Below are 13766 nucleotides of genomic sequence, written 5' to 3' on the forward strand. Positions count from 1 at the left end.
TTTACGTGTTCACTTTCAACCCGCGTTCCCTGCGTTTTTTCACCATGACCCTGCTCGTGGCCTTGCTGGGCCTGGCCGGTTGCCAAACCACTCCCAAAGGCCTGACCCCGGCGCAAATCGCCGTGCTGAAACAGCAGGGGTTCGAGCTGACAGACGATGGCTGGGCTTTCGGCTTGTCCGGCAAGGTCCTGTTTGGCAGTGACGACGACAGCCTGAACAAGCAGAGCACCGACATCGTCGAACGCATCGGCAAGGCGCTGTTGGGGGTGGGTATCGAGCGGGTACGGGTCGATGGCCACACCGATGCATCGGGCAAAGAGGCGTACAACGAGCAACTGTCCATGCGCCGGGCGAAAAGCGTGGCCAAGGTGCTCAACACCGTCGGCATGAAACAGGAAAATATCCAGCTGCGTGGCCTGGGCAGCAGCGTGCCGGTGGCCAGCAACAGCACATCCAGTGGCCGCACCGAAAATCGCCGGGTGGCGATTGTGGTCAGCTCCGACTAATCGGCAAATAGCATCTCCCGACTTTCGCCCATCAACAGGCCCTGATTGCGCTCCGTGACCTCATGAATGTAATTGCGAGATGTAAAAAACCCCACCGGAGTGGGGTCTAAAGCGTTAGTTCTGGAATTGCATCTTAGCGCCCCAATACTGTCTCTCTCGCGGCTTTCTTCCACTCGACTGGGGCAGCCTCACTAATGGATACGAAAGCTTCATAGGTGGAAATACCAGCTATAGCAGCGGCAGCATCGATACTGTCACGAGCATATTTGACAGCAGCCTCTCTCACTGCGCCCGCTGCGAATACTACGGTCCAGAGCGTTGTGAGCTTGTGCTTCGTAAAATATTTTTTCTTCAGCTCTTCATTGAATTTGGTGCGAGCTGTTGAGCTTACGCCGTTATCCAAATCGACCGTTACGACTGCATGAAAGGGCATGATTCACTCACCCCGCGCTTTGTTGGCTTGAGATACAACAGAGCCCGCTAGGGCTTTCGTGTCATCGCTGTACTTTTCGCTTTGGAGCACTTTGCCTGCCTTGGCTTCCATTTCAGCACCTGTTTGCTTACCGGTGCTGGATTGGGACAACACCGAAGCTGCAAGGCTCTTCGCGGTAGCCGAGGCATTGGGATTACGCAGGGTTTCAGAGGCCAGCTTGGCCGATTTCGATGAGGATTGCTTTGTATTGTTGGGCATGACATTTAATCTCTTGGATAAGGACAAATTTGTCAGCCCCAAGGATTACCGGCCAGCAGAGAACCGTTGACGATCCCGTCAATGTTTGGCTCAATGCAATCCCCCTAGGGCTAACGTAATCGCTACTGTTTAGCTTTAGTAGGTGCGGGTGGTTGTGCTTCGGTCTCCACAACTAGAACACGATCACTCGCAGACTTTTCTAAGCACCTCATTCGAGGTCAGCAACTAACGACAAACCCTATATCTAGGGTTTTTTTGTCGTCTGGGTACAAGATAATGCGTTTTTGGGGGGGTTGCAACGTACCGCCTGTGGATAAACCTGTGCGTAAATTGTGTGTGAAAGAGGGAAGCAGCGTGTAAGCCGCTACACCGCTGGATCGGAGCTTTTTTCAACGATTTTCAACAAATAAAAAGTCTGGTCAGCTTTTTAAACGTGCGGACCTTATCCTAAATTTCGGCTCAAAAAGGATTACTGCCAGACCACGCATTCGCCTTGGACTCAGGGCTGCTCATTACGCTTACCGTAGTCCCCATAGACATAAGTTATCTTACTGGCAGCCCCCGTCTCTGCCTTTGAAAGAAGTGCTCCGTACGCTGGTGTCACAAGTGCTGTTACAACCTTTGTCACAAGTCATTGCAACGGTGTGTCCCGCGTCGTTCGATGAGGTCACCTGATTCCTGAAGAACTATGTGTCGGCGAACAACATCTCCCGACTTTCCCCCATCAACAGCCCCTGATTCTGCTCGGTGACCTGGCGGATGTAATCCCACAACAGGGTGATCCGCTTGAGCTTGCGCAGGTCTTCGCGGCAGTACATCCAGAACTGCCGAGTGATATTGATTTCCTGTGGCAACACCGGCAGCAGCCGCGGGTCCTGGGTGGCGAGGAAGCATGGCAGGATCGCCAGTGAGCGTCCTTGCTGCGCGGCCACGAACTGTGCGATCACGCTGGTGCTGCGCAGGTTGGCGCTGGCGCCGGGCAATACGTTGGCCAGGTACAACAGCTCCGAGCTGAACGCCAGGTCGTCGACGTAACTGATAAATGAATGCTTGGCCAAATCGGCTGGTTTGCGGATCGGCGGGTGGTTGTCCAGATAGTCCTGGGTCGCGTACAGCTGCAATCGGTAGTCGCACAGTTTGCAGCAGACGTACGGGCCATGCTCCGGGCGCTCCAGGGCGATGACGATGTCGGCCTCGCGCTTGGACAGGCTGATGAAGTGCGGCAGCGGCAGGATGTCCACCGAGATCGCCGGGTAGGTGTCGACGAAGTGGCTCAGCTGCGGTGTGATGAAAAAACTGCCGAAGCCTTCGGTGCAGCCCATGCGCACATGACCGGACAGCGCCACGCCAGACCCGGAAACCTGCTCGCACGCCATGTGCAAGGTACTTTCGATCGACTCGGCATACCCCATCAACCGCTGGCCTTCGGCGGTCAGGACAAAGCCGTTGGTCCGGGATTTTTCGAACAGCAAGGTGCCCAGCGCGGTTTCCAGGGAGCTGATGCGTCGCGACACCGTGGTGTAGTCCACCGCCAGGCGCTTGGCCGCGGTGCTGGCCTTGCGGGTGCGGGCGACTTCGAGGAAAAACTTGAGGTCATCCCAGTTCAGCGAACCGAGGGAGGTGATGTTTTTTTGCATGTTGGACCGGTTTTTATGTGCGTTCTTATCAGAAGTTTGCACATCTATACTCCAAAAACAGTCCGACAACCAATTCGCGACACATGGCTCATCTCAGGGCGACTATCTCGCCCCGGCTCCCAAGATAGCTCTCAATAAAAAAAGCAAACATCCGGAGACCCACATGAACGTATCGCTCACGCCCACCGACACCACCGTACAAAAGGTCAAGTTGTTGATCGACGGCGAGTGGGTCGAATCCAAGACTACCGAATGGCACGACATCATCAACCCGGCGACCCAGCAAGTGCTGGCCAAAGTGCCGTTTGCCACCGCTGAAGAAGTCGACGCGGCCATCAGCGCGGCCCATCGAGCCTTCCAGACCTGGAAGCTGACCCCGATCGGCGCCCGCATGCGTATCATGCTCAAGCTCCAGGCGCTGATTCGCGAACACTCCAAGCGCATCGCCGCGGTCCTCAGCGCCGAGCAGGGCAAGACCATTGCCGATGCCGAAGGCGATATTTTCCGTGGCCTGGAAGTGGTCGAGCACGCTTGCTCCATTGGCAGTCTGCAAATGGGCGAGTTCGCTGAAAACGTCGCCGGTGGCGTCGACACCTACACCCTGCGCCAGCCAATCGGCGTGTGCGCCGGCATTACCCCGTTCAACTTCCCGGCGATGATTCCGCTGTGGATGTTCCCGATGGCCATCGCCTGCGGCAACACCTTCGTGCTCAAACCGTCCGAACAGGACCCGATGTCGACCATGCTTCTGGTGGAGCTGGCGATCGAGGCGGGCATTCCGGCCGGCGTGCTCAACGTCGTGCATGGCGGCAAGGACGTGGTGGACGGGCTCTGCACCCACAAGGACATCAAGGCGGTTTCCTTCGTCGGTTCAACTGCCGTCGGTACCCATGTGTATGACCTGGCAGGCAAACACGGCAAGCGCGTGCAGTCGATGATGGGCGCGAAGAACCACGCCGTGGTGCTGCCGGACGCCAATCGCGAACAAGCGCTGAATGCGCTGGTGGGCGCCGGTTTCGGTGCTGCGGGTCAACGCTGCATGGCCACCTCGGTGGTGGTGCTGGTGGGCGCGGCCAAGCAGTGGCTGCCGGATCTCAAGGCGCTGGCGCAGAAGCTCAAGGTCAATGCCGGCAGCGAGCCGGGCACCGATGTCGGCCCGGTGATCTCGAAAAAGGCCAAGGCGCGGATTCTCGACCTGATCGAAAGCGGCATCAAGGAAGGCGCGAAACTGGAGCTGGACGGTCGCGAGATCACGGTTCCCGGTTACGAGAAGGGCAACTTTGTCGGCCCGACCCTGTTCTCCGGCGTGACCACCGACATGCAGATCTACACCCAGGAAATCTTCGGCCCGGTGCTGGTGGTGCTGGAGGTCAATACGCTCGACGAGGCCATCGCCTTGGTCAACGCCAACCCGTTCGGCAACGGCACGGGTCTGTTCACCCAGAGCGGCGCGGCGGCACGTAAATTCCAGAACGAAATCGACGTCGGCCAGGTCGGCATCAACATCCCGATTCCGGTGCCGGTCCCGTTCTTCAGCTTCACCGGTTCGCGCGGTTCCAAGCTCGGCGACCTCGGCCCGTACGGCAAGCAAGTGGTGCAGTTCTACACTCAGACCAAGACCGTCACCAGTCGCTGGTTCGATGACGACAGCGTCAACGACGGTGTGAACACCACCATCAACCTGCGATAAGGAGCCGGACATGAAAATCGCTTTTATCGGTCTGGGCAACATGGGCGCGCCAATGGCGCGCAACCTGATCAAGGCCGGCCATGCACTGCGCCTGGTGGACCTGAACAAAGCCGTGCTGGCGGAACTGGAACAACTGGGCGGCAGTATCAGCCCAACGGCCCGCGAAGCTTCAGAAGGCGCCGAACTGGTCATCACCATGCTGCCTGCCGCTGTGCATGTGCGCAGCGTGTGGCTGGGCGAAGACGGCGTGCTCGCCGGTATCGGCAAAGGTGTTCCGGCCGTGGATTGCAGCACCATCGATCCGCAGACCGCGCGGGACGTTGCCACCGCCGCTGCCAAACAGGGCGTGGCCATGGCCGATGCGCCGGTTTCTGGCGGCACCGGTGGTGCAGCCGCCGGGACGCTGACCTTCATGGTCGGCGCCACGCCTGAACTGTTCGCCACCCTGCAACCGGTACTGGCGCAAATGGGCCGCAACATCGTCCATTGTGGTGAGGTCGGCACCGGGCAAATCGCTAAAATCTGCAACAACCTGTTGTTGGGGATTTCCATGGTCGGCGTCAGCGAAGCCATGGCGCTTGGCGATGCATTGGGCATCGACACCAAGGTGCTGGCGGGCATCATCAACAGTTCCACCGGGCGTTGCTGGAGTTCGGAGATGTACAACCCGTGGCCGGGCATCGTCGAAACGGCGCCGGCGTCGCGCGGCTATACCGGTGGTTTCGGTGCCGAACTGATGCTCAAGGATCTGGGGCTGGCCACTGAGGCTGCGCGTCAGGCGCACCAGCCGGTGGTTCTCGGCGCGGTGGCCCAGCAGTTGTATCAGGCGATGAGTTTGCGTGGGGAGGGTGGACAGGACTTCTCGGCGATCATCAACGGCTATCGCAAGCCGCAATAAGGGATATTTCCGGGAATCCGCGTCGGGTGGATTCCCGGTTTTTTAATTTGGCAAGAAAAGATCGCAGCCTTCGGCAGCTCCTACAGGGGAATGTATACACCCCGTAGGAGCTGCCGAAGGCTGCGATCTTTTGCTTTGTCAGGCAAACACGAAATATTTGCGCACGGTTTCCACCACTTCCCAGGTGCCTTTCATCCCCGGTTCAACGACGAAAATGTCGCCGGCGCGCAGGTGGATCGGCGCCATGCCTTCCGGGGTGATGATGCAGTAGCCTTCCTGGAAGTGGCAGTACTCCCACTTCACGTATTCCACGTACCACTTGCCCGGCGTGCAGATCCAGGTGCCCATGATCTTGCTGCCGTCTTCACTGGTGTAGGCATTGAGGTTGACGGTGTGCGGGTCGCCTTCGAGTTTTTCCCATTTGCAGGCGTCGAGTACGGGCAGCGGGTGGGTGTCGCGAAGAACGGTAATCGGTGCGGTCATGATGACTCCGGGCAGTGGGCTCAAGAACTGAAGTCGCACCCTATAGCGCCTGCCCAACCCTCAGTTGTCTGTGCTCGACACTGAGCTGTCCAGAAACGCACGTTCTTCAATTCCGGTTCAGTGGGCAGTCGAGCCTGGATTGTTCGAGGCTGTTCTCGAATTCGACCAATTGCGCGTGCTGTTGCGACAGCGCCGCTATCCGCTCGGCGATTTCCTGCTTTTTGCTGGCGAGGACCTGGTGTGCCCGCTCCCATGGCAACTGCGGGCCCTGATGGCCGGCGAAGACCGACTGCAATTCCTTGAGCCTGAAGCCCAACTGTTGTGCACATTTGATGAACATCAGCAGATCGACGCTGTGCTGGTCATAGATGCGGTACTTGCCCAAGCGGCGAGCGGCAGGCAACAAGCCAATCGACTCGTAGTGACGGATGCTTTTGACCGTGGTACCGGAACGTTGCGCGGCTTGGCCGATGTACATGGGAAGGTCCTTTTCTCCGAGGATAGAGCTCGGCGCATTATCGACCGACTCAAGCGCTGGCGATAGCTTCGGCTTGCCGCAACCAGGCCGCATGCCGGTCTACGCTGGCGCCGAGAATTGGCCCGAAGGTGAGGGTTCGGGTTGGCTTGATGCCACAGAACTCCAGCGTGGTTTTGCGGACCTGATGCAAACCGGGCATGCGGTAGATCCAGCGGTAGTACCAGGGCGGTGTGTCCATGGTCACCAGCAGGTGGGCGGTTCGGCCGCGCAGGAGTTTGTCGGGGAAAGCTTTGCCCTGGCGATACTTGAAGGCAAAACCCGGCAAGAACACCCGGTCGAAAAAGCCCTTGAGCAAGGCCGGTACGCCACCCCACCAGATCGGATAAACCAGCACCAACAGTTCGGCCCAGAGGATATCGGCCTGGGCGTTACGCAAGTCGGCTTCCAGCGGCTGGACCTGTTGATAGCCTTCGCGCAGCACCGGGTCAAAATCCATGCTGCCCAGAAACAACGGCCGCACTTCATGCCCGGCGCGCATTGCCGACTGTGTGTAACGCTCGGCAAGGGCGGCGCAGAAGCTGTTGCTGGACGGATGCCCGAGTATCACCAGTATTCGCTTACCCATCATCGCTGTCCTTGAGGATCAAACCTCAAGGATAAAGTCTGCCCCTCAGGGGAGAGTCAAGGCGTGCAGCAGGGCCTTGGCATAGCCGGGCAATGCGGCGAAGTCCCGGGCGCAGAGCAACAGTTTGCGTTGGCCCCAGGGTTCTTGCAGGGCGAGGCTTTTGAAGGACAGTCCACCTGACCTGCGTTCGACCGCGGCCAGCGGTACGATTGCCAGTCCAGCCCCTCGGGCGACCATGCGCATCACGCCATCGAAGCCGTCGGCGCGGATGCGAATCTGCATGCGCAGGCCGGCGTGCAGCGCCTGTTCCTCCAGGTACACCGCCAGGGCGCTATTGGCATTCAGGCTGACGTAGTCGTGATGCAGCGTGTCGGTGAAGCTCACTGAGGTCGCCTGGGCCAGGGGATGTTCCCGGGGCATGATCAGCACCAACGGATCATCGCGGAACGCTCGCGTCTGCAGGTCCTCGGTGTCCACCGCGTCGGACACGATGCCGAGGTCCGCCGCCCCTTGGCGCAAGGCATGGGTGATGCGGGTGCTGGGCAGTTCCTGCAGGTCGATGTCGAGGTTGGGATGGCTGTGCAGGAAGTCCGCGAGCAACTCTGGCAGGTACTCGGTGATCGCCGTGGTGTTGCACAGCAGCCGCACCTGGCCTTTGACGCCCTGGGCGTATTCGGCCAGTTCCTGTTGCAGGCGTTCGGCCTGTTGCAGCAGGACCCGGGCGTGTCGGGCCAGGGCATTGCCGGCCGGCGTCGGGCTGACCCCACGACGATTGCGCTGCAGAAACTCGACGCCCAGCGACGCCTCCATGGCGCGGATGCGCGCACTGGCTGCCGCGAGGGACAAATGACTGCGTGCGGCGCCGGCGGTGATGTTGCCGGTATCGAGGATGTTCAGATACAGGCGCAGGTCGGTCAGGTCGAAGTGCATTACAACAATCCCGAGTTGAATGTTGTCTGGAAGGGCGCCTTCGCGAGCAAGCCCGCTCCCACAGGGGATCGTATTTCTTCTGCGAGAACTCGGTCCCCTGTGGGAGCGGGCTTGCCCGCGAAGAGGCCAGTCGCTTCAGCGAAATTTTCAGCCTCTGTCAAGGCAAGAGGCAGCCTCAGTATATGGCAGATTTTCAATCAACCCCCGCGGGCCCACCATGGCCCCATGAATACACTTTCGGCGTTTTATCAGAATCTCGGATTGGCCCTTTCATTGTTGGTTATCGGCACCTTTGTGCTGGCCGGCATGATCAAGGGCGTGATCGGTCTCGGCCTGCCGACCGTCGCCATGGGTCTGCTCGGTCTGGCTATGGCGCCGACGCAGGCTGCGGCGTTGCTGATCATTCCGGCGACCCTGACCAACGTCTGGCAACTGGCATTCGGCGGGCATCTGTCGGGTCTGGTCAAACGGTTGTGGCCGATGGTGCTGGCGATTTTCATCGGCACCGGGGCGGGCACGCTATGGATCGGCATGAGCGGTGGCCATTGGGTGGTGCGAGGGTTGGGGGCGGCATTATTGCTGTATGCGCTGAGCGGTTTGTTCCTGCCGACTGTGCGCGTAGGGCAGAGCAGCGAACGCTGGCTCGGTCCTCTGTGTGGCGTGCTGACCGGCGTCATCACTTCGGCCACTGGCGTGTTCGTAATTCCGGCGGTGCCTTATCTGCAAGCGCTGGGTTTGAGCAAGGACGAACTGGTGCAGGCGCTGGGCCTGTCGTTCACCGTCTCGACCCTGGCCCTGGCCGGTGGCTTGTTATGGCGTGGCGCGCTCGGCGGGGGCGAATTGAGCGCGTCATTGCTGGCGCTGATCCCGGCCATGCTCGGCATGTGGCTGGGGCAATCGCTGCGCCAGCGGATCAGCGCCCTGTGGTTCAAACGCGTATTTTTCGTTGGCCTGGGTTTGCTCGGCGGCCATTTGCTGATCAGCGGCTAGCGGACGACGGGCTGATCATCTCGATGGCGCGGATCTCGAAGTCCCGCTCCAGGTATTCATCACGCTGCTCGAGGAACTGCTTCATGTGCGGCAGGTTCGAGTGCACGTCGAGGTGGGCCTGGGATTGCCAGATCTCGTAGAAGATGAACAGGGTCGGGTCCTGTTTGTCACGCAACATGTGGTATTCGATGCAACCCGGTTCGGCTCGGCTCGCTTGCACATAGCCGCTGAAAAACGCTTCGAAGGCGTCGGATTTTTCCGGGCGGGTCTTGGCGTGCAGGATAAAGCCCTGGATTTCACTCATCTACATCTCTCCTCAAGTCAGAACTGGCGCCAGTTTAAGGCAACAATCGCTTATCGATTCGTGCTTGTAGGTCAAATGTATTTTGCCAAATCGACGCTTACTCCGCGCAAGGTCGATCGGTACTCTGCCGCCATCCGATTCCCGACCTTCCCGAGACCACCTCCCATGAAAAAAGTCCTGTTGCTCAATGGCGGCAAAAAATTTGCACACTCCGACGGCCGCTACAACGCCACCCTGCATGAAGCCGCATTGAGCGTGCTGGATCGCGGTGGCATGGATGTGAAAACCACTTTCATCGACGAGGGTTACGACATCGCCGAAGAAGTGGCCAAGTTCCTCTGGGCCGACGTGATCATTTACCAGATGCCAGGCTGGTGGATGGGCGCGCCGTGGACCGTGAAAAAGTACATCGATGAAGTCTTCACCGAGGGCCATGGCAGCCTCTATGCCAGCGACGGTCGCACCCGTTCGGACGCGTCGCAGAAGTACGGCAGCGGCGGCCTGATTCACGGCAAGCAATACATGTTGTCGCTGACCTGGAACGCTCCGCAGCAAGCCTTCGACGACCCAACCGATTTCTTCGAGGCCAAAGGCGTGGACGCGGTGTACTTCCCGTTCCACAAGGCCAACGAGTTCCTGGGCATGACCGGTTTGCCAACTTTCCTCTGCGTGGACGTGATGAAGCGCCCGAACATCGAAGGCGACGTGGCGCGTTATGAGCAGCATTTGGCTGAGGTGTTTGGCCTGAAGGCATGACGCTCGGCTACTATCCGATGCAACGGCCAGGAAGATCGCAGCCTTCGGCAGCTCCTACAGGGTTTTGTGTACACCCGTAGGAGCTGCCGAAGGCTGCGATCTTGGCGATTCTTGCCGCGCCGATTCCAAACGAGGACACACGTGAAAGCCAGATCCGATGAATTGCAGGTTTTCGTCTGCGTGATTGAATGCGGGTCGATTTCCGCGGCGGCCGAGCAGGTCGGGCAAACGCCTTCGGCGGTGAGTCGTACGCTGTCGCGGCTGGAGGCCAAGCTCGACACCACTTTGATCAATCGCACCACGCGGCGCATGGACCTGACCGAAGAGGGCAAGTACTTCTTCGAACATGCCAAGCGCATTCTCGATCAGATGGATGAGCTCGAAGAGCGCCTGTCCTCACGCCAGCAAACGCCGTCCGGGCGGCTGCGGATCAACGCAGCATCGCCGTTCATGCTGCACGCCATCGTGCCCTACATCGATGAATTTCGCAGGCTTTACCCCGACATCCAGCTCGAACTCAACAGCAACGATTTGATCATCGACCTGCTGGAGCAAAGCACCGACATCGCCATCCGCATCGGCACCCTGACCGATTCGACGCTGCATGCCCGCTCCCTGGGTTGCAGCCCGCTGCACATCGTCGCCAGCCCGGCCTACCTGGAAAAGCACGGCGCACCGCAAGCCGTGGCTGACCTGGCCAACCATACGCTGCTGGGGTTCACCCAGAACGAAGGCCTCAACCAATGGCCGCTGCGTTATGTGCATGGCGATCGCTGGCCGATCCAGGCATCGATCAGCGCCTCCAGCGGCGAGACCATCCGCCATCTCGCACTGGACGGCCAGGGCATCGCCAGCCTGTCGCACTTCATGACCATCGAGGACATTCGTGCCGGACGCTTGAAAGTGTTGCTGGCCGAGTTCAACAGCGGCTATCGCCAGCCGATCAACGCGGTGTACTACCGCAACTCGCAACTGGCCCTGCGGATTCAATGCTTCCTGGACTTTATCCAGGGCAAGCTGGCCGAATATGCGAGTGCGGATTTCAAGGGCTGATTCGTGATTCCTGCGCAAAAGTGAATTGGGGCGGCAGGGATTTTTCCTCCGGGATCGCTGCCGGATACTCCTTGCATCACTTATCCACGCAGGGAGTTTCTCCATGAACGTATTCGTTACCGGTGCCACCGGTTTTATCGGCGGTTCCATCGCCACGGGCCTGGTCCAGGCCGGCCACAACGTCACCGGTCTGGTGCGCAGCGCCGAACAAGCCGATGAGCTGCGCGCACTGGGCATCACCCCGGTGATCGGCACCCTCGACGACTCCGCCCTGTTGGCCGATCAGGCGCTTGCTGCCGACGCGGTGATCAACGCGGCCAGCAGCGATCATCGTGGCGCGGTGGAGGCCTTGCTCGATGCCTTGCGCGGTTCCGGCAAAGTGTTTTTGCACACCAGCGGTTCGAGCATCGTCGGTGATGCCTCGGGCGGCAAGTCCAGCGACATCCTCTATTACGAAGACAACCTGCCGGAACCGACAGTCGACAAGGCGGCGCGCGTGGCCATCGACAATCTGATCCTGGCGGCGGCCATGGACGGGGTGAACTCGGCGGTGATCTGCAACACGCTGATCTACGGCCACAGCCTGGGCGTGCATCGCGACAGCGTGCAGCTGCCGCGCCTGCTCAAGCAGGCACGCAAAAGCGGGGTGGTGCGCCATGTCGGCACTGGCCGGAACATCTGGTCCAACGTGCACATCGAGGACGTGGTGGCGCTGTACCTGCTGGCGCTGACTGAAAACGTACCGGGCACGTTCTACTTCGTCGAAAGCGGTGAAGCGTCATTCATCGACATGACCACCGCCATGGCCCAGGCGCTGAACCTGGGCGAACCGCAAGACTGGGCGCTCAAGGACGCGGAAGCCGAGTGGGGCTATGAAATGGCCAACTATGGCCTGGGTTCCAACAGTCGGGTGCGCGGCAAGCAGGCTCGGGAACTGTTGGGCTGGGTGCCGAAGCGCACGTCGGTCGTGGAGTGGATTCGCGACGAGATGGTGTGAGTTCGCTTTAGACCGAGTTGCGGCTATCGCGAGCAAGCTCGCTCCCACATTTGATCTGCATAGGGCACGGATTTTGTGTTCGACACAGATCCCTTGTGGGAGCGAGCTTGCTCGCGATGGCGTTTGCGCAGGCACAACGACTGGTCGGTCTGACTGCATTTCCGTAACATCCGCACACTCTTTTTCGTCTCTCCCTGTGTGCGGTTCCCCATGAAAGCAAAACGTCTACGCGCCGATGTCCTGGCCGGGCTTACCACTTCCTTCGCCCTGTTGCCCGAGTGCATCGCGTTCGCGCTGGTGGCCCATCTCAATCCGCTGATGGGGCTCTATGGCGCGTTCATCATCTGCACCCTGACCGCGCTGTTCGGCGGGCGACCGGGCATGGTGTCCGGCGCGGCCGGCTCGATGGCCGTGGTGATCGTCGCGCTGGTGGTGCAACACGGCGTGCAGTACCTGCTGGCCACAGTGTTGCTGGGCGGGTTGATCATGATGGCGTTCGGACTGCTCAAGCTCGGCAAACTGGTGCGCATGGTGCCGCACCCGGTGATGCTTGGCTTCGTCAACGGCCTGGCGATCATCATTGCCCTGGCACAACTGGAGCACTTCAAGAGCGGTGAGACCTGGTTGAGCGGTACGCCGCTGTACATGATGCTCGGGCTGGTCGCGGTGACGATGACGGTTGTCTATGTGCTGCCGCGCCTGACCCGTACGATACCGCCGGCACTGGTGGCGATTCTCGGCGTGGGCCTGGCGGTGTATCTGCTCGGCCTGCCGACCCGCACCCTGGGCGACATGGCGCACATTGCCGGTGGCTTGCCGACGCTGGCGCTGCCGGACATTGCGTGGAACCTCGACACCCTGCGCATCATCGCGCCCTACGCGATCCTGATGGCGCTGGTGGGGTTGCTGGAAACCCTGTTGACCCTGAACCTCACCGACGAAATCACCGAGAGCCGCGGCTATCCGGATCGCGAGTGCGTGGCGCTGGGGGCGGCGAACATCGTGTCCGGTGCGTTCGGCGGCATGGGCGGTTGCGCGATGATTGGCCAGACTATGATCAACCTCAGTTCCGGCGGGCGCGGGCGCTTGTCCGGGATGGTGGCCGGGGTGTCGATCCTGTTGTTCATCCTGTTTCTGTCGCCGCTGATCGAGCGCATTCCATTGGCCGCGTTGGTTGGGGTGATGTTCGTGGTGGCGCAACAGACCTTCGCCTGGGCTTCGCTGCGGGTGATGAACAAGGTCCCGCTGAACGATGCGCTGGTGATCATCGCGGTGACGGTGATTACCGTTTTCACCGATCTGGCCATCGCGGTGCTCTGCGGCATCATCATTGCGGCGCTGAACTTTGCCTGGCAGCAGGCGCGTCAGCTGTATGCCGACAGTCATCTGGAAACCGACGGCAGTAAGCTGTACCGGGTGCATGGCACGCTGTTCTTCGCCTCGACCACACCCTTTCTCAATCAGTTCGATCCGGCCAATGACCCGGCGCAGGTGACACTTGATTGCCAGCACCTGAGTTTTGTCGACTACTCGGCCATCGCCGCGCTGGGCACCTTGCGCGAGCGCTACACCAAGGCCGGCAAGCACCTGCGGGTGCTGCATTTGTCCGAACGCTGCAAGAAATTGCTCAAGCGCGCCCGGATGCAACACGACTGAAATCAAACAGGCAGGCGCGATGAAAATCCGCCTGCCCGATTTTCATTATTTGCGACAACTCATACCTCTTTG

16 protein-coding genes are annotated in these 13766 nt (G+C 59.9%); 8 read left to right on the top strand and 8 right to left on the bottom strand.

The window, feature by feature from the left end:
* Positions 1-44: 44 nt before the first annotated feature.
* Positions 45-506 (top strand): OmpA family protein, encoded by a 462-nt coding sequence (locus tag ACMDB8_RS02925; protein ID WP_263291790.1) that lies wholly within the window; start codon positions 45-47, stop codon positions 504-506.
* A 133-nt stretch (positions 507-639) separates the two neighbouring features.
* On the opposite strand, the gene ACMDB8_RS02930 is transcribed toward ACMDB8_RS02925, so the two are convergent.
* The 3 genes from ACMDB8_RS02930 to ACMDB8_RS02940 all read right to left on the bottom strand — a co-directional run bounded on the left by ACMDB8_RS02930 (position 640) and on the right by ACMDB8_RS02940 (position 2834).
* A complete protein-coding gene (locus ACMDB8_RS02930) occupies positions 640-939 on the bottom strand; it encodes a hypothetical protein (protein ID WP_409078331.1) in 300 nt (99 codons plus the stop codon).
* Between the two features lie 3 nt (positions 940-942).
* Positions 943-1197: a hypothetical protein gene (locus ACMDB8_RS02935; RefSeq protein WP_409078330.1), complete on the bottom strand. Its 255-nt coding sequence runs from the start codon at positions 1195-1197 to the stop codon at positions 943-945.
* 686 nt (positions 1198-1883) lie between these two features.
* A complete protein-coding gene (locus ACMDB8_RS02940) occupies positions 1884-2834 on the bottom strand; it encodes a LysR family transcriptional regulator (RefSeq protein WP_409078329.1) in 951 nt (316 codons plus the stop codon).
* Between the two features lie 163 nt (positions 2835-2997).
* On the opposite strand from ACMDB8_RS02940, the gene ACMDB8_RS02945 reads away from it, so the two are divergent.
* The gene (locus tag ACMDB8_RS02945) at positions 2998-4524 is read left to right on the top strand and encodes a CoA-acylating methylmalonate-semialdehyde dehydrogenase (protein ID WP_056728124.1); all 1527 of its coding nucleotides are present in this window, start codon (positions 2998-3000) and stop codon (positions 4522-4524) included.
* Positions 4525-4534: 10 nt separating this feature from the next.
* Positions 4535-5422, top strand: a complete 888-nt coding sequence (mmsB, locus tag ACMDB8_RS02950; RefSeq protein ID WP_046038616.1) for a 3-hydroxyisobutyrate dehydrogenase — start codon at positions 4535-4537, stop codon at positions 5420-5422.
* Between the two features lie 138 nt (positions 5423-5560).
* Here the strand turns inward: mmsB and ACMDB8_RS02955 are convergent, their stop codons facing one another.
* The 4 genes from ACMDB8_RS02955 to ACMDB8_RS02970 all read right to left on the bottom strand — a co-directional run bounded on the left by ACMDB8_RS02955 (position 5561) and on the right by ACMDB8_RS02970 (position 7938).
* Positions 5561-5905, bottom strand: a complete 345-nt coding sequence (locus ACMDB8_RS02955) for a cupin domain-containing protein (protein ID WP_046038617.1) — start codon at positions 5903-5905, stop codon at positions 5561-5563.
* Positions 5906-6011: 106 nt separating this feature from the next.
* Positions 6012-6383 (bottom strand): MerR family transcriptional regulator, encoded by a 372-nt coding sequence (locus tag ACMDB8_RS02960; protein WP_056728128.1) that lies wholly within the window; start codon positions 6381-6383, stop codon positions 6012-6014.
* Between the two features lie 49 nt (positions 6384-6432).
* Positions 6433-7011 (bottom strand): NAD(P)H-dependent oxidoreductase, encoded by a 579-nt coding sequence (locus tag ACMDB8_RS02965; protein ID WP_223542313.1) that lies wholly within the window; start codon positions 7009-7011, stop codon positions 6433-6435.
* 42 nt (positions 7012-7053) lie between these two features.
* Entirely contained in the window at positions 7054-7938 is an 885-nt protein-coding gene (locus ACMDB8_RS02970; RefSeq protein WP_409078328.1) for a LysR family transcriptional regulator, read from the bottom strand.
* A 225-nt stretch (positions 7939-8163) separates the two neighbouring features.
* On the opposite strand from ACMDB8_RS02970, the gene ACMDB8_RS02975 reads away from it, so the two are divergent.
* Positions 8164-8928 (top strand): sulfite exporter TauE/SafE family protein, encoded by a 765-nt coding sequence (locus tag ACMDB8_RS02975; RefSeq protein ID WP_409078327.1) that lies wholly within the window; start codon positions 8164-8166, stop codon positions 8926-8928.
* Here ACMDB8_RS02975 and ACMDB8_RS02980 read toward each other — a convergent pair.
* Positions 8918-9232 (bottom strand): putative quinol monooxygenase, encoded by a 315-nt coding sequence (locus ACMDB8_RS02980; protein WP_008047557.1) that lies wholly within the window; start codon positions 9230-9232, stop codon positions 8918-8920. The genes ACMDB8_RS02975 and ACMDB8_RS02980 overlap by 11 nt on opposite strands.
* Before the next feature lie 165 nt (positions 9233-9397).
* Here ACMDB8_RS02980 and ACMDB8_RS02985 point away from each other — a divergent pair, with 165 nt between their 5' ends.
* From ACMDB8_RS02985 to ACMDB8_RS03000, 4 genes are all read left to right on the top strand, one after another.
* Positions 9398-9988 carry an NAD(P)H-dependent oxidoreductase gene (locus tag ACMDB8_RS02985; protein ID WP_223459898.1) on the top strand — a complete coding sequence of 197 codons (591 nt, stop codon included), beginning with the start codon at positions 9398-9400 and terminating at the stop codon, positions 9986-9988.
* A 141-nt stretch (positions 9989-10129) separates the two neighbouring features.
* Positions 10130-11041, top strand: coding sequence for a LysR family transcriptional regulator (locus ACMDB8_RS02990; RefSeq protein WP_409078326.1), 912 nt, complete (start codon positions 10130-10132; stop codon positions 11039-11041).
* 103 nt (positions 11042-11144) lie between these two features.
* Positions 11145-12038, top strand: coding sequence for an NAD-dependent epimerase/dehydratase family protein (locus ACMDB8_RS02995; protein WP_409078325.1), 894 nt, complete (start codon positions 11145-11147; stop codon positions 12036-12038).
* A gap of 210 nt (positions 12039-12248) precedes the next feature.
* Positions 12249-13694, top strand: a complete 1446-nt coding sequence (locus ACMDB8_RS03000; protein ID WP_223542531.1) for a SulP family inorganic anion transporter — start codon at positions 12249-12251, stop codon at positions 13692-13694.
* Positions 13695-13766: the final 72 nt, after the last annotated feature.

It is taken from the genome of Pseudomonas monachiensis, assembly GCF_047345015.1.
Lineage (GTDB): Bacteria > Pseudomonadota > Gammaproteobacteria > Pseudomonadales > Pseudomonadaceae > Aquipseudomonas > Aquipseudomonas monachiensis.